Source organism: Williamsia soli, from assembly GCF_017377795.1.
Classification (GTDB): Bacteria; Actinomycetota; Actinomycetes; order Mycobacteriales; family Mycobacteriaceae; genus Williamsia; species Williamsia soli.
The window spans coordinates 59,834-76,592 of the sequence record NZ_JAFRDR010000011.1 but is presented as its reverse complement, the minus strand read 5'-3'; the positions used below and the strand labels follow the sequence as shown (position 1 = coordinate 76,592).

Below are 16,759 nucleotides of genomic sequence, written 5' to 3'. Positions count from 1 at the left end.
CCTACAGCGTCGTTGTCTCCCACGGAGCAACGATCGGGAAGTAGCGGTCCAAGAACTCGGTGACCATTTTGGTCCGGAGCTCGAGGTCGACCTCGGGAAAGCTCCCGTCGTTGAGGCAGAAGAAGTCCACGGCCCTCTTGGGCAGCATCTTCTCCATCGCCTTGAGGCCCGCATATCCGGTGGTGTCGATGTACTTGACCTTTGCGTCCTTCTGCACCACCGCTCGGCCGCTCATCAAGGCGTAGTAGTGATACAGCGAGTTGGTGACGGAGATGTTGGTGCTGGCCCGGAACACGCTTGCAGCCGTTGCCGCGAACTCTTCGGGGAATTCGCGCTCCATCTCGGCCATCACGCTCTTGCGTAGCGGGGTGGCGGCGTGTTCGAGGTGACGGGTGGTCATGAGCCCGAACCGTTCCTGCAGGAGACGCCGGTTCACCCGGGCTGCGTTCTCGAAGCCGCTGCGGTCAGTATCGCTGTAGCCCAACCCGATTCGGGTGTCGGCTTCGATGAACAAGCTGATGCCCCCCGGCGAGAAGAACATCTGCGGCCCGACCGGACGTCCGAAGAACATGTCGTCGTTCGAATACAGAAAGTGCTCGGAAAGCCCTGGGATGTGGTGCAATTGGCTTTCGACGGCCTGCGAGTTGTGCGTCGGCAACACCGAGGTGTCGGCGAAGAAGTCCTCACTGGCCACGAAGGTCACCCGCGGGTCGTCGGCGAGCCACGCCGGCCGCGGCGAGTCGGTGGCGACGAAGATCCGACGGATCCAGGGCGCGTACATGTGAACCGACCGCAACGCGTACTTGAGCTCGTCGATCTGGCGGAACCGAGCCGCTGAGGTATCTCCCTCACCGACAACGTAATTCTTCATCCGCTTCGCCCGCTGCGCCTGGAACTCGGCTGACGAACCATCGACCCAGGAGAAGACGAGGTCGATCTCGAAACCGATGTCGGATGCATGTCCGGCGAACATGTTCTCGATCGACGGCCAGGTCTTCCCGAAACGCTCGACCGTGCCCCGCACCGCTTCGTCGCGGCGGACGGTGCGCCTGGTCAGCGAGTTCTCGATGGGCAGCACGATGTCGGTGTCGCCGAAGGACCACAGTTCGATCTGTACACCCGTCGCAGCTCCGTAGTTCAGGCCGCTGCTCGGCTCGACCCGCGGCCGGTACAGCCGGAAGATCCGGGCCTTCGGCGATACGGAGAGCACACCGTCGCCCACCAGCACGGCCTTCCCGCGCTCGGCGTCCACGGTCTTCGAGTAGAACGGTTCGCGAATGCAGGCGTCGACCAACGCTGCTTTGAGGGCGGCGCGATCGGTCCACGCGATCGCGATGACCGGGCGTTCGTCATTGCCCCGGACCAGCAGATATTCGATGCCGGCCGTGTCCAGCACCGCGCGGATGAACAGCAGATCCTCGACCATCGCCCCATGTGGCGTGGTCGAGGTGATCTTCAGCGCATACCTGCCCTCGAACCCGACCACATCGGAGCGCTCACTGAGCCGGGCCACCGACGCGGCCGATTCCTGCAGAACGGTCTCGTGGCGGGAGGGTTCCGGCGGAAGCAGATAGATCTCGTGCGGCGCAGACGACAAAGTGGTGTGAATCCTTTCGGGGACGGCGAACGGCCGAGAAGTCCCCGGGATCAACTCAGTGTAGTGCCGGACACGCGTTGTCCATCAAACAGATGCTTTGCAGTTCCCCCTCGCGCGGGGCATAACCGTCGATTAGTCTCCATCCATGGCCGAGTGGGGGAAGGTCGGTGGGGATGATTCGCGTACCGATGAAGAATTGTTGTCTGCGCATGTGTCGGGGGATCGTGATGCGTTCGGCATCCTGATCACCCGCCATCAGGGCCATTTATGGGCCGTTGCACGGCGGACCTCGCATACCGGCGAGGATGCAGCCGACGCCCTGCAGGACGCGCTTCTCAACGCCCATCGCATGGCTCACCGCTTCCGCGCCGACTCCAAGGTCAGTTCCTGGCTGCACCGTATTGTGGTCAACGCGAGCCTGGATCGCATCCGGCGCAACAAGTCTCGGCTGACGGTGCCGCTGCCGGAGTTCGATGTCGGCCAATACGCCGATCCGCGAGACCACCATGGCGACATCGATCTGTCGATGTCGATCGGACGCGCTCTCGACACGCTGCCACCTGAGCAGCGCGATGCGATTGTGGCAGTGGACATCGAGGGATATTCAGTTGCCGAGGCCGCGGCCCTGCTCGGCGTGCCCAGCGGGACCATCAAGAGTAGATGTGCCCGCGGGCGCTCGAAACTTGCTGTGGTACTTGGCCATCTGCGTGATACGGCGGACGAACCCACCCCCTGAACCCCATAATGGAGGGATGGGCTTCACCCGCGCTGAACTCGAATCCTTCCGGGATGCCGTGATACCCGACCTGATCGGGCCGGGTTGCCGGTTGTTGTTCGTCGGTATCAACCCGGGCCTGTGGACGGCGGCGACCGGCGCGCACTTCGCGCGGCCCGGCAATCGGTTCTATCCCGCTCTCCACCGGGCCGGGATAGTCGACCGGGTCATCGACGCGTCCGCCGGGATGAAACCCGCCGACAGAGACCTGCTGATCGAGCGGGGAGTGGGGATCACCAATATGGTCCACCGGGCCACTGCCCGTGCCGATGAGCTGTCTGCGGACGAGTTCCGGGCCGGGGCCCACGAACTCGTGGACACCATCGAGCGGGTGGCGCCCCGGGTCGCCGCCGTCGCGGGGATCACCGCGTACCGAACTGCTTTCGGTGAGAAGAAGGCCCTGGCCGGCCGCCAGGAGCGGAGGCTGGGCAACGCCGAGGTCTGGGTGGTGCCCAATCCCAGCGGACTCAACGCGCATCACACCGTCGAGACCCTCGCGGCGGCCTATCGTGAGGCAGCTGTCGCCGCGGGAGTCGTTTGAGAAAAACTGTTGCCGGGAAACCGGGAACCAACTGTCACACGACGGCGTCCTAGCTGGGAATCACAAAGACGATGGAACTGGAGCTGGCGACGATGTTCGGTATCGGAAGTCGGGGTCACCCGCCTCGGGAACTGCCGGAACCTCCCTATTCCGTCGACGTGGTGGCCGATCTGCATGCCGGCGTCTATCCCGACGACATCGCCGAGCAGCTACGTCCACGTGTGCTGGCCGATCCCGACTCCATGGCGATCTGGCGAGCACTCGAGGCCACAACGGGTCAGCTCCGCGAGGGTGCCGCGGGCTCCGAGCCGCTGCCGGACTATGCGCAGGCCACCCTGGACGCGACCTTGCGCTCGCTGCACGACCAAGGATCGACGCAGACCCCGATGGCTTGGTCACCCCCTGCGGCCGCACCGATACCCCTGTGGCGCAGACATTCTGGTGCGCTGATCGGCCTCGCCGCGGCAGCCGCGGTCGCAGGCATCGCCGTGGCCACCACCTTTGCGTTCACCGGTGGCTCGACGGAGCCGGCATTCGCCGAAGGCGGGCAGAATCCTACGAGTGTCGAAGCGCCGACGGAGGCCACTCTGCTCGCGGCTCTCGGCCGCACCGACGTTTCTGCGTTTCCGGATGTCGCGGCGCGTGATCGATGTCTGGCCGCGAATGGCATCGCGTCCAGCGCGACGATCCTCGGGATCGGGTCACTCGATACCGGCGGTGATCCGTCCACGGTGATATTGCTGGCCACGGGCACGATCGGGCGGTTCGACGCGCTCGTGGTCGGCGCCGCGTGCGATACGGGTAACCCTGCGACGATCAGCCGGACCACCATCGGCAGTCAGTGAGGCCATCGCCGCAGCAGCGGCGAGCCCGATGGGCGCCACGGCGAGATGATCGGTTGCGACAGCCCACAGGAGGGGACCGACAGCGGCCGCCAGTGCCGTCAGCACGGCCGTCAATGTCCGACTCCGCATCGTGCCACCCCTGCCCGCCTCGCCCGCGGCGCCCGGCACCAGGTGCATCAGTGCGGCGGCCAACAGAATCGAGCCCAGCAGATCGCTCGGCCGGTGCCATCCCCACACCATCAGGTCTTGGGTCACCAAAGTCAGCCACCCCACCCCGGCCACGGCCAGTACGGGAGCGATCCGGCGCGGCGCGGCGCGGACGATCGCAGCCACGCACCCCGCGGCTGCAGCGGCGTGTCCGCTCGGAAAGGTGTTCGTGGCCCAGGAGAAACCATCGAAGTCCGCCCGGGTGAGCAGCTCGTCTCGCAAGAACTGGGTCATCAGGATCGAGACCACCGGAAGGGCCAGCAGCGCGGCGATACTCAGTCGGCGTCCGGCCCAGAGTCCGAGTCCGACGATGGCCACGATCGACACCACCCATAGTCGAACATCGGTCACCGAGCCCAGCCCGACCACGTGCGGGACGTCCGCGGTGGCTCCGGTACCTCTCAGGGTGAGAAAGGCCCGTTGGTCCAGGTCTTGGCCCCAGGGGGTCTGGACCGCGATCAGGTAGACGCCGGCCATCAGCACCACCAACAGCGCTGACCACATCAGTGACAGCACCATCGCGCCGGTCGCGGACGTTGCGCGCGGAGCGCCCAGCCGGCGCAGGGACCTCGAAGACATGCACTCCATGGTGCCTGACGTAGCTGAGTGCATCCACGGCGTCAGCCGCCGCCCCAGAGTTCTGCCGCCACCCTGGGGTGCGGGAACAGATCCCCTTACGCTGGTGTTATCCATCGCGGGTAGAGAATCAGACACGACCAGACCAGATGCCAATCCCGGATCATCTGCTCGCGGCACACAAGCCCAGGCCAGAGTACCCAGATAGGAAAGTGGAGCACCGATGAGCGCACCAGGAACCGACACCGTCCACGACGTCATCATCGTCGGATCGGGACCGGCCGGATACACCGCCGCCGTCTACGCGGCACGAGCCGAGTTGTCGCCTGTTGTCTTCGAAGGCACCCAGTTCGGTGGCGCGTTGATGACCACCACCGAGGTGGAGAACTTTCCCGGGTTCCAGAAGGGAATCCAGGGTCCAGAACTGATGGAAGAGATGCGTGAGCAGGCGATCCGTTTCGGTGCCGACCTGCGCATGGACGACGTGGACGCGGTCCGGCTTGCCGGTGAGATCAAAGAGGTGGACGCCGGCGGCGAGACCTTCCGCGCAAAGTCGGTCATTCTCGCGATGGGCGCCGCAGCACGTTACCTCGACATCCCGGGGGAGCAGGATCTGCTGGGCCGCGGTGTGTCGGCCTGTGCGACCTGTGACGGCTTCTTCTTCCGCGATCAGGACATCGCTGTCATCGGCGGTGGCGACTCAGCGATGGAAGAGGCGACCTTCCTGACGAAGTTCGCCCGTAGCGTCACCGTCATCCACCGCCGCGAAGAGTTCCGGGCCTCGAAGATCATGCTCGAGCGCGCCCGCGCCAACGACAAGATCCGCTTCGTCACCAACGCCACCATCGGCAAGGTGCTGGGCGAGACGTCGGTCACCGGTCTCGAGCTCGTCGACACGGTCACCGGCGCCACGTCAACCATCGACGTGACGGGCATGTTCGTGGCCATCGGCCATGATCCGCGCAGCGCTCTGGTGAAGGGCCAGGTGGATCTCGATTCCGAGGGTTACGTCAGGGTGCAGGGACGCAGCACGTACACGTCACTACCAGGGGTTTTCGCTTCGGGAGATCTGGTCGACCACACCTACCGTCAGGCCATCACCGCGGCCGGCTCCGGATGTTCGGCCGCGATCGACGCGGAACGCTGGCTCGCGGATCAAGCAGACATCGCGCCCGCCGCGGTACCCGAGGCCGCGGGCGTGCAGGCCTGACCCCGAACCACCCACCTCCGTTCATCCGAACGGACCCCGACCACGTGTGAAAAGGAGAACAAAAAATGGGAGACAACACCGTCGCCGTCACCGACGCCACGTTCAAAGAAGAGGTGCTGGGAGCCGGCAAACCGGTCCTGGTCGACTTCTGGGCAACCTGGTGTGGACCCTGCAAGATGGTCGCCCCCGTCCTCGAGGAGATCGCTGGTGAGAACTCCGAAAAGCTCACCGTCGCCAAGCTCGACGTGGACCAGAACCCCAACGTCGCAAGGGATTTCCAGATCATGTCGATTCCGACCATGATCCTGTTCGAAGACGGCAAACCGACCAAAACGATCGTCGGTGCCAAGGGCAAGGCCGCGCTTCTCCGCGAACTCGACGGAGTTCTCGGTAAGTAGCGCGTCGGCGCACCACCACTCACCACCGCGGCCAGACACCAGTCTTTTGATCTCAAAGGTCACCAAACTGGTGCCTGGCCGTATTGGCTCCCGAGGGTCATTGCTGAGACACTCTTAGCTAGTTCGGGTGCGGACAGGGGCCACGAGGCACCATGAGCACCCGCCGACCACGCGCTACCGATTGCTAGAAGGAAGGCCAAGCGATGCCGTTGTTCCGGTTTGGAGACCACGGGTCGGCAGTTGCCGAGATACGTGCCATCCTCACTGGCCAGGGCTTCCTGACGGACGCTCAACTGCCGACGGGCCGGCTCGTGGACGCCAACGGATGGGCCTTGCCCGAGGCCGTGTTCGACGCTGAGACGGATCAGGCGGTACGCGCCTTCCAGCAGCAGCGCGGACTGCTCGTCGACGGGATCGTCGGCCCGGCCACGTTCGGTGCGCTTCGCGAATCGTCCTACCGCCTGGGTGCGCGGGTGCTGTGTTACCTCACCTCAGCGCCCATGCACGGCGACGACGTCGCAACCCTGCAGTCTCGACTACAGAACCTGGGTTTCTACACCGGGCTCGTCGACGGCCACTTCGACGTCGACACCCACAACGCCCTGCGGAACTATCAGGGCGATTACGGACTCAATCCGGACGGCATCTGCGGCCCGGCAACGCTACGGTCCCTCAAGCAACTCGGCACCCGCGTGACCGGTGGCTCGCCTCATGCGATCCGTGAAGAAGAGCATGTCCGCCGCCGCGGACCTCAGCTGTCGGGCAAGCGGATTGTCATCGATCCGGGTTCCGGCGGTGACCACCCCGACGCCGATCCTGCAGAGTCGGCCATCGAAGCCGAAATTCTGTGGGATCTCAGTGATCGCCTGGTCGGCCGGATGACCGCCGCCGGGATGGAGACTTTCGTATCTCGGCGCCAAGACGAGAACCCGACCGACGCAGAGCGGGCCGGCACCGCCAACGCCATCGGCGCAGATCTGCTGATCGCCCTCAGGTGCGCGCACTATCCGAACAGCCGGGCGAGTGGAGTGGCCAGTTTCCACTACGGGACCACCCATGGGTCTTCGTCCACCATCGGCCGTTCACTCTCGGGTTTCATCCAGCGCGAGATCGTCGCTCGGACAGACCTGCGGGACTGTCGTTCGCATGAGCGCACGTGGGACATTCTCCGCCGCAGTCAGATGCCTGCCGTCCAACTCGACATCGGCTACATCAGTAATCTGCACGATGCGACCCAACTGAGTGATCCGGCGGTCCGCGACACCATTGCCGAGGCGATCCTGGTTGCCGTCAAACGTCTCTATCTCCTGGGCCGAGACGATCAACCCACCGGGACCTACACGTTCGCCGAACTACTGGCCTCGGAACAAGTGGCGCGCTGAGCCAACCGGCACTGCCGTTCGTTCTCGACCCGCCACATCGATGGCCGCCATCACCACCAGCTTCTCCAACGCACTCTCGACGCCTGCTTTCCAGCCGAGGTCGTTGTCGAGCGCGAGCCGCAACCTGGGGTAGCGGTGGTGAGCTGACACGACGTCGAAACCCTCGCCTTTGAGGAAGTGGGCGTCGATCATGCAGCGCGCACAGATCGCGTCATTCTCCGGGTCCTGGTTCGGACTGGTGTGCGCTGACCGGACGATGCCGAACGCTTCGATGGCGCGGACCCCACGCCGGGTGAGGTCGACGATCACCGCCTGCGTCAGTGCGGCAGCGGCGTCGTCATAGCCGGGATCCACCCACAGCGAATTCAGGATTACTGCGTCGGGTGATACCGGGGAGGTGGGGAAAAGCAGAGACCTCGGAACACTGCGCGGAGGACCGTAGAACGCGGCGCCCACCACCTTGCCGGTCGTACGACTGACGGCGACCCGTCCGCACGTGCCCCACTCGAGCAGGATCATGGAGACCCAGGCCTCTTTGTCGAACTCGCTCTCGAATGCGACGCCGCCCGGGTTGTCGGGGATGAGGGTCGGATCCATCTCCCAGAAGACACAGCGTCGGCTGTGCGAAGGAAGACTTTCGAATCCGTCCATCGTCAGTGGCGCTATCGTTACCGACACGGCACCGACGCCTTTCCTTCAAATCGTCGAGCTCCGGCTCCGATGAGATTTCCACGTCGCCCGAATCGACCGAAAACTGCTGTGAACACCCTCCAGCATAAGCGATCGAGGACGTCGGCCTGCGGTGAGCGGCCCTCCGGGCGAAATCTGTTGTCTGATAACGGTTTCGGAGATATCGGAACCACTGCCGAGGAGCCTTTGTCACAGTGACGTTTCAGCCGCATACTCCCGTACGCGAAATTCCGCGGCGAAATTTTCACTTTTGCGCAATGATCTCGACAAGCCGCTCGAGGTCGCCAACGGACCCGAATTCGACGGTGATTTTGCCTTTTCGTTTCCCCATCGCGACCGTCACCCGGGTGTCGAGCTTGTCCGACAGCCGTTCCGCCACGTCTTGAAGGCCGGGCATCTGCATCGGTTTGCGCTTCGGCGAGGGGGGAGTGGTCTTGCCGTCACCGCGGTTGGCAAGCGTCACCGCTTCCTCAGTCGCACGCACAGACATGCCCTCAGCGATGATCCGGGCCGCCAAGGCCTCTTGGGCGTCGGCACCCGCGTCGAGCGAGAGCAGTGCGCGAGCGTGTCCGGCGGACAGCACGCCGGCCGCGACGCGACGCTGGACCGGGATCGGTAGGCGAAGCAGTCGGATCATGTTGGTGATCACGGGCCGCGAGCGGCCAAGCCGACTCGCGAGTTCATCGTGGGTGACGCCGAACTCTTCGAGCAGCTGCTGATACGCCGCGGCCTCTTCCAGCGGATTCAACTGCACCCGGTGAATATTCTCCAGGAGGGCGTCGCGCAACATGTCGCCATCCGCAGTCTCGCGAACGATGGCAGGGATCGACTCGAGACCGGCTTCCTGGCTTGCACGCCACCGCCGCTCGCCCATGACGAGTTGGTACTCAGCGGCACCCACCGGCTCGGACAGCCGCCGCACGACAATCGGTTGCATGAGGCCGAACTCGCGAATCGAGTGCACCAACTCGGCAAGTGCTTCTTCATCGAAGGCGGTACGCGGCTGCTGCGGATTCGGCTGAATCAGCCTGGGCGGGATCTCCCGGTATACCGCGCCGACCTCATCGACACCCCGCGGATCGGTCACGGTCGGGGGAGTGGGCACAGGCGCATTCGCGGTCTGCGACTCCGAATCCGCCTGCCGGTTGGCAGCACCGAACATCTCGTCAGCAGCCGCAGAGCCCATTCGGGGACCCTCTGTGGGGCCGGTCGGGATGAGCGCAGCCAGACCGCGACCGAGGCCGCCCTGCCGTTTCGGCGACCGATTACCGGCACCCTTGGCGGGCGGCTTCCCGGTGCCACTTCCTTTGTTTGCCTGACCCGGATCGCTCACGACAGCCCCTCCTCTTCTCTCGTCGAACGCAGCGCGAGTTCGCGGCCCGCATCCAGGTAGCTCATGGCTCCACGTGAACCCGGGTCGTATTCGATGATGGTGGTCCCGTAGCCGGGTGCCTCGGACACCTTCACACTCCGGGGAATGACCGCGTTCAGGACGCGATCGCCGAAGTGCTCACGCACACTTTCTGCGACTTGGTCGGCAAGTTTCGTTCGCCCGTCGTACATCGTGAGAACAACGGTCGACACGTGGAGCTCAGGGTTCAGATGCGCCTGGACGAGGTTGATGTTCGACAGCAACTGGCTGACACCTTCGAGCGCGTAGTACTCGCACTGGATCGGGATCATGACCTCGCGCGCGGCGACCATCGCGTTGATCGTCAGCAGCCCGAGAGATGGCGGGCAGTCGATGAGGACGTAGTCGAAGTCGTATTTCTCGAGGGTCGCCTTGTCGAGAGCATTGCGGAGGCGATTCTCTCGCGCGACCATCGAGACCAGTTCGATCTCCGCTCCCGCCAAATCCAGTGTCGCCGGAACGCAGAAGAGGTTTTCGTTGCTGGAACTCTGCACGATTGTGTCGGCGAACTCGACCTCACCGATCAGCAGTTCGTAAACCGAAGGGATGCCGGACCGATGGTCGACACCGAGCGCGGTACTGGCATTGCCCTGGGGGTCGAGATCGATGACCAGAACGCGTAGCTGATGCACCGCTAGTGCCGCAGCCATGTTCACCGCGGTCGTCGTCTTTCCCACGCCGCCCTTCTGGTTCGCGATGGTGATGATGCGGGTGCGCCTCGGACGGGGGAGTGCTCCGCTACCTCCTGGGGTCAGCACACGGCTTGCTCGCTCTGCTGCGGCAGCGATCGGGGTGTCATCATGTGGTTGGGGTCTGGCCTCGTACGCGCTGGTTTCACGTGAAACAGTTTCACGTGAAACATGCGATTCGTTGGACACGCTTTCACTCCTTCGGCTACGCCTGCTGAACATTCTGCGCTCTGTCACCGGCGACCACCAACCCGCGTCGCCAACACCACAGTCGTCGGCGTGGGGAGCATAGAACTCCCGCATTGTTCGACCCGTAGACCAGACAAACCAATCCGACCCAGGGTGCCTACATGAGTGGTGATCTCCTCGGCCGCCGACGAACCCTTAATGGCAACCAGCCGACCGCCGGGCCGCAGCAGGGGAGTGGACCACTTTCCCAGCCGATCGAGCGGAGCGACCGCACGCGACGTGACAACGTCGGCGCGTCCGGCCGCCTTCACAACCGCCTTCTCCTCTGCCCGGCCCCGGATGACCCGCACGTCGATTCCGAGTTCGGCCACCACCTCTTCAAGGAATGTCGCACGGCGCAGGAGAGGTTCGACCAGAGTCATGTTGATGCCCGGCTTCGCGATGGCCACCGCGACACCCGGCAGTCCGGCGCCGCTGCCGATGTCCACCACGGCCTCGCCGTCCGCGAGGACTTCGGCAACCACGGCGCAGTTCAGAATGTGCCGTCCCCAGAGTCGGTCTATCTCTCGGGGCCCGATCAGACCGCGCTCGACACCGGCACTCGCCAGCGCGTCCCAGTACTTCTCGGCTATCGGCAGGCGGTCGGCGAACACCGACTCCGCGGCCGCCCGGAGTTGGTCCCCACCCTCGCCCTCGAACTCACCGGTCATCCGGTCCTCCGTTTCACGTGAAACATCACTCGCACCCTCGCCGTCCGGGGACCCCGGATCGGCCGGTAAACAACATCGTTGTAACTATGCCTGGAGATAGCAATGGGCCCCGGCGACACCGCCGGGGCCCACTGCCTCAGTTGTTCGAGTCAGCCCTTGAGAACGACAACTCGTCGATTGGGCTCGGTGCCCTCGCTCTCGGAGTAGACCCCGTCGACCGCTGCAACCGCGTCGTGCACGATCTTCCGCTCGAATGGGGACATCGGATCGAGCTCTTCGCGCTCTCCACCCTCGCGCACACGTTCAGCGACTTCGTTGCCCAGACGCGCGAGTCGCTCCCGACGATCAGCCCGCCACCGCGCGACGTCGAGCATCAGCCGACTCCGGTCACCCGTGGTGCGCTGGACGGCCAGCCGCGTCAACTCCTGGAGGGCGTCGAGGATCTCACCGTTCTTGCCCACCAACTTCACGAGGTCGGATCCGCCGTCGATGCTCACGATCGCCCGGTCACCGTCGACGTCGAGATCGATGTCACCGTCGAAGTCCAGGACGTCGAGCAGCTGCTCGAGATAGTCGCCTGCGATCTCGCCTTCTTCGACCAGCCGCTCCTCGTCGGTCAAACCCGTATCGTCCGAGTCCGCATCGTCCCCGTCGGATACCTCACCGTTCGCCGGGGTTTCGGTCGCCTGTTCGTCGGCTGCCGGCTCCTCGATCAATTCCTCGACCACCGCATCCTTGGTCTCTGCACTCATCGAACTTCCCTCGCTTTGCACTCATCGGGGTACTGACCAGTCATGGGTCAGCGCCGCTTCTTACGTCGTTGCTGATTGCCGCCGCGTGCTCCGCCGGGCCCTGTGGCCGGACGTCCGCCTGTCGGTTTCTTCGCGCCGTTGGAACTGGGCGAGCCGCCTGCCGTCGGCTTGCCCGAGGACGTGGTCGTCTCCTCCGAGTCCTCTGACGAAGTCTTTGCATCAGCTGCTGCCGCGTCACCCTTGGTGATGTCCACCTGTTGCGACCCCGGCTTGCCTGCCGGCTTCGACGTGCCTGTCGGTTTCGCGCCGGGCTTCGGTTTGGTCGTGACCGCCTTGGCCGCCTGCGGCTTCGCGCCGGGCTTCGGTGCGTTGTTGGAACGCTTCTCGAGCTTGGCGGCCTTCTGAGCCTCTTCTTCTTTCTCAATGTTTCCGAAGACGATGTGTTGCTGCACATAGGTCCAGAGGTTGTTCGAGACCCAGTAGAGGAGGATCGCGACGGGGAAGAAGGCGCCGGAGACGAGGATGCCCAGAGGGAACACGTACAACGCGAGGTTGTTCATGATGCGTGTCTGCGGGTTCTCCATCGCGGCTTCGCTCTGCCGGGCCACGGACGCCCTGGAGTTCATGTGTGTCGCGATCGACGAGATGATCACCAGTGGGATCACCAGGATGATGATGTTCAGCCGAGTGAAGTCGACCGGCACACCGGGAGGGCTGAAAGCGAGCCATTCCGAGGTCGGCTGGATGATATACGACGACAGGGGAACGCCGAAGAGTCGGGCGTCCAGGAAGTTCTGGACCTGATCGACGTTGAAGATGTAGTTGCCGTACGACCGGGTTTCTTCGGCCGTCATACCCAGCTGACCGAAACCCGTGCCCATTCGGTTGAACGAGCGCAGCACGTGGAACAGGCCGATGAAGACCGGGATCTGCGCGAGCATCGGCAGACATCCGAGCAGGGGATTGAACCCGTGCTCCTTCTGGAGCTTCTGCATCTCCTCGGTCATCTTCACGCGATCTTTGCCGTACTTCTTACGGATCGCCTGCATCTGCGGCTGAATCTCTTGCATCTTCCGCGTGGTGCGGATCTGCTTGACGAACGGCTTGTAGAGAATCGCGCGAAGGGTGAAGACCAGGAACACCACCGACAGGGCCCAGGCGATGCCGTCGCCACCCGGTGAGTTGGGCAGGAGGAAGCTGAACGCCTCGTACCATACCCACATGATGGCCGAGACCGGCCAGTAAATGAAATCGAGCACGCGTCAGTTCCTCACTGTTACAACAAGATCCGGCTCTTTGGCCGCGTTTGGGTCGAGTTCCGCAGGTTGCTGCCGGCAAGGGTGCTCGTCATCGGCGTTCCGGCGCTCAGGAATGGGGTCGTAACCGGGCTTGTGCCAGGGTCCGCACTTGGCGAGGCGTATCAACGACAACAGTCCTCCACGGAGTGCGCCGTACTCGGTCAGTGCCTCGACTGCATAAGTACTGCATGTCGGTTCGAACCGACAGGTGGGCAGTCGCATGGGGGAGACCCACGTGCGGTAGAGCTCGATCACGAAGATGATCGCTCTGCGAGGCCAGGTGGCGAAGGTCGACCTGCGTACGCCGCGGGGACTTCCCATCACACAGTCGCCTCGATGCGACGCATTGCCGTGGTCACTGCCGACGACAACTGCCGTTCGAGATCTGGCTGCGAACAGTTCGCACTGCCACCGAGAGCACGCACCACGACCATCGCCGCGGGATCGCAGTCGTCGAGAAGTGGTCGAGCGGCAGCGCGCAGCCGACGTGACACGGCGTGACGGACCACCGAGTTGCCGACAGACTTGCCGACGATCAGCCCGAACCTCGGACCACCGGAGGTGATGAGTTCGGGCTCGGACGGCACCAACACGTGCGCGATCACATCACGCCGACCAACCCGCACCCCTTGTTTGAGGATGCGGGTGAAGTCTGACCGCCGGGTGATCCGGTTCGGTGGTGCCAACACGATAAGTTGCGGCCGGCTACGCAGGCTGCGATACGCGGCCGACTCAGGCCGTGAGACTCGCGCGCCCCTTGCGGCGACGGGTGTTGACGATTGCGCGTCCCGCACGGGTACGCATACGCAGCCGGAAGCCGTGCACACGTGCGCGACGACGGTTGTTCGGTTGGAAAGTCCGCTTGCCCTTGGCCACGGCCAAATCTCCTCATGGTGACGGGCTCGCGTCCATGATTGAGCCCAGCTTGTTAATCGGTGGTCTGGTCGCTACCTCGATGCGTCGGTTACTTTGCAGCCCCCTGTGGGCGCTGATCAGAGTGGCCGGAATCGACGATCGGCGACCGTTCGAGACTACTGATGACCGGCGTCAGGGTCAAACCGCGGTCGGATGCGTGAAACACCCGCGACCTGCGGCATCGATGTTCGACACGCCTGTTGCGGGGAGATTCTTGCCTTTACCTGCGACATGTGGTGTTCAGTTGTCGCCCCGCGCCGATCTCTGTTAACTTCACCCAAGCTATCCACCCGGGGCGGAATCGCGTTAACCCTTCTGGGGTTCGCTGTGTCTTCCTATTGCTCCACACCTGTGGATAACGGTGTGGACAATTGGTGACGAACCACCAGGAGGGACGACCATGCCAGCGGATTCCGATCACGACTCGTTCAGCGTGATCTGGCACCAGGTGGTCACCGAGCTCAATGACGACACCGCAGGCAACCGGATCCCGTTGTCCAAACAACAGAAGGCCTGGCTCTCTCTCGTCCGGCCGCTGACCCTTGCCGAGGGCTTCGCACTCTTGACCGTGCCGACCCCGCGAGTTCAGGAACAGATCGAGCGCGGACTCCGCGAACCGATCGTGTCCGCGCTCAGCCGCCATCTCGGACACACCGTGGATCTGGCCGTTCGCATCGACCCGATCGCTGCCGATGCAGTACCTGGTGCGACCGAACTCCCCGATGAGGACAGCCGGCCACTGCCGGTGGACGATTACGGCAGCTCACGGCTCGCGCGCCCCGACGGTTATGGCCGTCCGGAGATTCCCGGACGTACCGACCTCCCGGGACGACCCGACATCTCTCCTCCGCCCGAGACCTTCGCCGACCGCGACCGCGATCTGACAAGAGCCGGCGGCAACGGCGGCGAATGGTCGAGTTATTTCTCGGCCGACTCGGGGGCGAAGTCTGACTCCAGTGGCGACTCGAGCCTCAACTCGAAGTACACCTTCGAGACATTCGTCATCGGCGCTTCCAACCGGTTCGCACACGCAGCCGCGGTGGCGATCTCCGAGGCACCTGCGCGGGCCTACAATCCGCTGTTCATCTGGGGCGAATCGGGCCTGGGCAAGACCCACCTGCTGCACGCGGCCGGCCACTACGCGCAACGACTCTTCCCCGGGATGCGAGTCAAGTACGTCTCCACCGAGGAGTTCACCAACGACTTCATCAACTCTCTGCGTGACGACCGCCGGGTGGCGTTCAAACGTCGGTACCGCGACATGGACGTACTACTCGTCGACGACATCCAGTTCCTCGAGGGCAAAGAAGGTATCCAGGAAGAGTTTTTCCACACCTTCAACACGCTGCACAACGCGAACAAGCAGATCGTGGTCTCGTCGGATCGGCCACCCAAACAGCTTGCGACGCTTGAAGATCGCCTGCGGACCCGCTTCGAATGGGGTCTGATCACCGACGTCCAGCCACCCGAGCTGGAGACCCGGATCGCCATCTTGCGCAAGAAGGCGCAGATGGACGACATCCGGGTACCCGACGATGTCCTCGAACTGATCGCCTCGAAGATCGAACGCAACATCCGTGAACTCGAGGGCGCATTGATCCGGGTCACGGCCTTCGCCTCGCTCAACCATTCCGAACTCGACACCGCACTCGCCGACGTCGTCCTACAGGCTCTGCTACCCGATTCGGCGAGTCTGGAGATCACCGCAGCCACCATCCTCGCGGTCAACGCCGAGTACTTCGACATCAGCATCGAGGAGCTCCGCGGGCCGGGTAAGACCAGGTCCATCGCGCAGGCTCGCCAGATCGCCATGTACCTGTGCCGCGAGCTGACCGACCTGTCCCTGCCGAAGATCGGTGAGACCTTCGATCGGGACCACACCACCGTCATGTACGCGGACAAGAAGATCCGCAAGGAGATGGCCGAGCGTCGTCGTGTGTACGACCAGGTCCAGGAACTCACCGCACGCATCAAACAGCGCTCACGCCGCTAGCTCTGCCGCCCTTTCCACCGGGCTCTCCCGCACGTTGATCGTGGTCTTCCATGCCTCGAGTGGGCCTTCGCGCGCGTTCATCGTGCCGCCGGCGGCGCCATACTCTCAACCCAACGATGAGACTTTCGATACGTCTTCGTCCGAATCACACGCTCTGCCACGAGCAGATCTGCCTGTGTACAAGCCGGTGGATAACTACTGAAATCTGTGGATAGACAGTGCACCTTTCCCGAACGGAGGCGTCCCGTTCACATGCACGTCACGTTGGTTCACGGACGACTGACATTTCGCCCCCAGGCTTCCAGAGCCGATACCAGCCGAATCTGCCTGTCATCCACAAATTCACAGGACCTATTACTACGAAGAATTTATCTCTCAACAAAGCTCTTTAAAAGCAAGGGTGTGCACAAGTCATCTCCACAGGCATCGGCCTGGGCCGAATCTCAAGAAGCCAAGCCGACCCCATCGGCACCGAATACTTGTCATCCGCCTTAGAGTGGAGACCCTGGCGCACGCCGCACGGTCGAAGGTTGTCTTCGCACCGGAGCAGGCTCAGCTCGAACAACCAGAAGGGCAAGCTG

The 16,759-nt window shown here is 63.7% G+C and carries 17 protein-coding genes and 1 pseudogene; 7 read left to right on the top strand and 11 right to left on the bottom strand.

Going from position 1 to position 16,759, the window contains the following annotated elements:
- Position 1 precedes the first annotated feature (1 nt).
- Positions 2-1,426, bottom strand: a complete 1,425-nt coding sequence (locus tag J3S28_RS23990) for a stealth family protein (protein WP_237342057.1) — start codon at positions 1,424-1,426, stop codon at positions 2-4.
- Between the two features lie 316 nt (positions 1,427-1,742).
- Between J3S28_RS23990 and sigM the strand changes: the two genes are divergently transcribed.
- From sigM to J3S28_RS28975, 3 genes are all read left to right on the top strand, one after another.
- Positions 1,743-2,333, top strand: coding sequence for an RNA polymerase sigma factor SigM (sigM, locus tag J3S28_RS23985; protein ID WP_207843471.1), 591 nt, complete (start codon positions 1,743-1,745; stop codon positions 2,331-2,333).
- 16 nt (positions 2,334-2,349) lie between these two features.
- The gene (gene mug, locus J3S28_RS23980; RefSeq protein WP_207843470.1) at positions 2,350-2,913 is read left to right on the top strand and encodes a G/U mismatch-specific DNA glycosylase; all 564 of its coding nucleotides are present in this window, start codon (positions 2,350-2,352) and stop codon (positions 2,911-2,913) included.
- Between the two features lie 71 nt (positions 2,914-2,984).
- The gene (locus J3S28_RS28975; protein ID WP_504970638.1) at positions 2,985-3,758 is read left to right on the top strand and encodes an RsmA family anti-sigma factor; all 774 of its coding nucleotides are present in this window, start codon (positions 2,985-2,987) and stop codon (positions 3,756-3,758) included.
- Positions 3,759-3,935: 177 nt separating this feature from the next.
- Here the strand turns inward: J3S28_RS28975 and J3S28_RS28970 are convergent.
- Positions 3,936-4,199 (bottom strand): annotated as a pseudogene (locus J3S28_RS28970) (phosphatase PAP2 family protein); the annotation flags it as partial.
- Between the two features lie 565 nt (positions 4,200-4,764).
- Here J3S28_RS28970 and trxB point away from each other — a divergent pair.
- The 3 genes from trxB (at position 4,765) to J3S28_RS23960 (ending at position 7,531) form a co-directional block, all read left to right on the top strand.
- Entirely contained in the window at positions 4,765-5,751 is a 987-nt protein-coding gene (trxB, locus tag J3S28_RS23970; protein ID WP_207843468.1) for a thioredoxin-disulfide reductase, read from the top strand.
- Positions 5,752-5,816: 65 nt separating this feature from the next.
- On the top strand, positions 5,817-6,149 hold the full coding sequence (trxA, locus tag J3S28_RS23965; RefSeq protein WP_207843467.1) for a thioredoxin: 333 nt from the start codon (positions 5,817-5,819) through the stop codon (positions 6,147-6,149).
- 203 nt (positions 6,150-6,352) lie between these two features.
- Positions 6,353-7,531 (top strand): N-acetylmuramoyl-L-alanine amidase, encoded by a 1,179-nt coding sequence (locus tag J3S28_RS23960; RefSeq protein ID WP_207843466.1) that lies wholly within the window; start codon positions 6,353-6,355, stop codon positions 7,529-7,531.
- Here J3S28_RS23960 and J3S28_RS23955 read toward each other — a convergent pair.
- From J3S28_RS23955 to rpmH, 9 genes are all read right to left on the bottom strand, one after another.
- The gene (locus J3S28_RS23955) at positions 7,502-8,209 is read right to left on the bottom strand and encodes a hypothetical protein (RefSeq protein WP_207843465.1); all 708 of its coding nucleotides are present in this window, start codon (positions 8,207-8,209) and stop codon (positions 7,502-7,504) included. The two genes, J3S28_RS23960 and J3S28_RS23955, sit on opposite strands and share 30 nt — an antisense overlap.
- A gap of 256 nt (positions 8,210-8,465) precedes the next feature.
- Complete coding sequence (locus tag J3S28_RS23950) at positions 8,466-9,449, bottom strand: ParB/RepB/Spo0J family partition protein (protein ID WP_237342055.1); 984 nt, start codon at positions 9,447-9,449, stop codon at positions 8,466-8,468.
- A 101-nt stretch (positions 9,450-9,550) separates the two neighbouring features.
- Positions 9,551-10,543: a ParA family protein gene (locus J3S28_RS23945; protein ID WP_237342054.1), complete on the bottom strand. Its 993-nt coding sequence runs from the start codon at positions 10,541-10,543 to the stop codon at positions 9,551-9,553.
- Between the two features lie 11 nt (positions 10,544-10,554).
- The gene (gene rsmG / locus J3S28_RS23940; RefSeq protein ID WP_207843463.1) at positions 10,555-11,220 is read right to left on the bottom strand and encodes a 16S rRNA (guanine(527)-N(7))-methyltransferase RsmG; all 666 of its coding nucleotides are present in this window, start codon (positions 11,218-11,220) and stop codon (positions 10,555-10,557) included.
- A 149-nt stretch (positions 11,221-11,369) separates the two neighbouring features.
- Entirely contained in the window at positions 11,370-11,972 is a 603-nt protein-coding gene (locus J3S28_RS23935; RefSeq protein ID WP_207843462.1) for a Jag family protein, read from the bottom strand.
- Between the two features lie 47 nt (positions 11,973-12,019).
- Entirely contained in the window at positions 12,020-13,231 is a 1,212-nt protein-coding gene (gene yidC, locus J3S28_RS23930) for a membrane protein insertase YidC (RefSeq protein WP_207843461.1), read from the bottom strand.
- Between the two features lie 3 nt (positions 13,232-13,234).
- Positions 13,235-13,591: a membrane protein insertion efficiency factor YidD gene (yidD, locus tag J3S28_RS23925; RefSeq protein ID WP_207843460.1), complete on the bottom strand. Its 357-nt coding sequence runs from the start codon at positions 13,589-13,591 to the stop codon at positions 13,235-13,237.
- A complete protein-coding gene (gene rnpA, locus J3S28_RS23920; RefSeq protein ID WP_207843459.1) occupies positions 13,591-13,956 on the bottom strand; it encodes a ribonuclease P protein component in 366 nt (121 codons plus the stop codon). Before rnpA ends, yidD begins: the two co-directional genes overlap by 1 nt.
- A gap of 46 nt (positions 13,957-14,002) precedes the next feature.
- Positions 14,003-14,146 (bottom strand): 50S ribosomal protein L34, encoded by a 144-nt coding sequence (gene rpmH, locus J3S28_RS23915; RefSeq protein ID WP_084837894.1) that lies wholly within the window; start codon positions 14,144-14,146, stop codon positions 14,003-14,005.
- Between the two features lie 439 nt (positions 14,147-14,585).
- Here rpmH and dnaA point away from each other — a divergent pair, with 439 nt between their 5' ends.
- Positions 14,586-16,178: a chromosomal replication initiator protein DnaA gene (gene dnaA, locus J3S28_RS23910; protein ID WP_207843458.1), complete on the top strand. Its 1,593-nt coding sequence runs from the start codon at positions 14,586-14,588 to the stop codon at positions 16,176-16,178.
- The last annotated feature ends 581 nt before the right edge of the window (positions 16,179-16,759 follow it).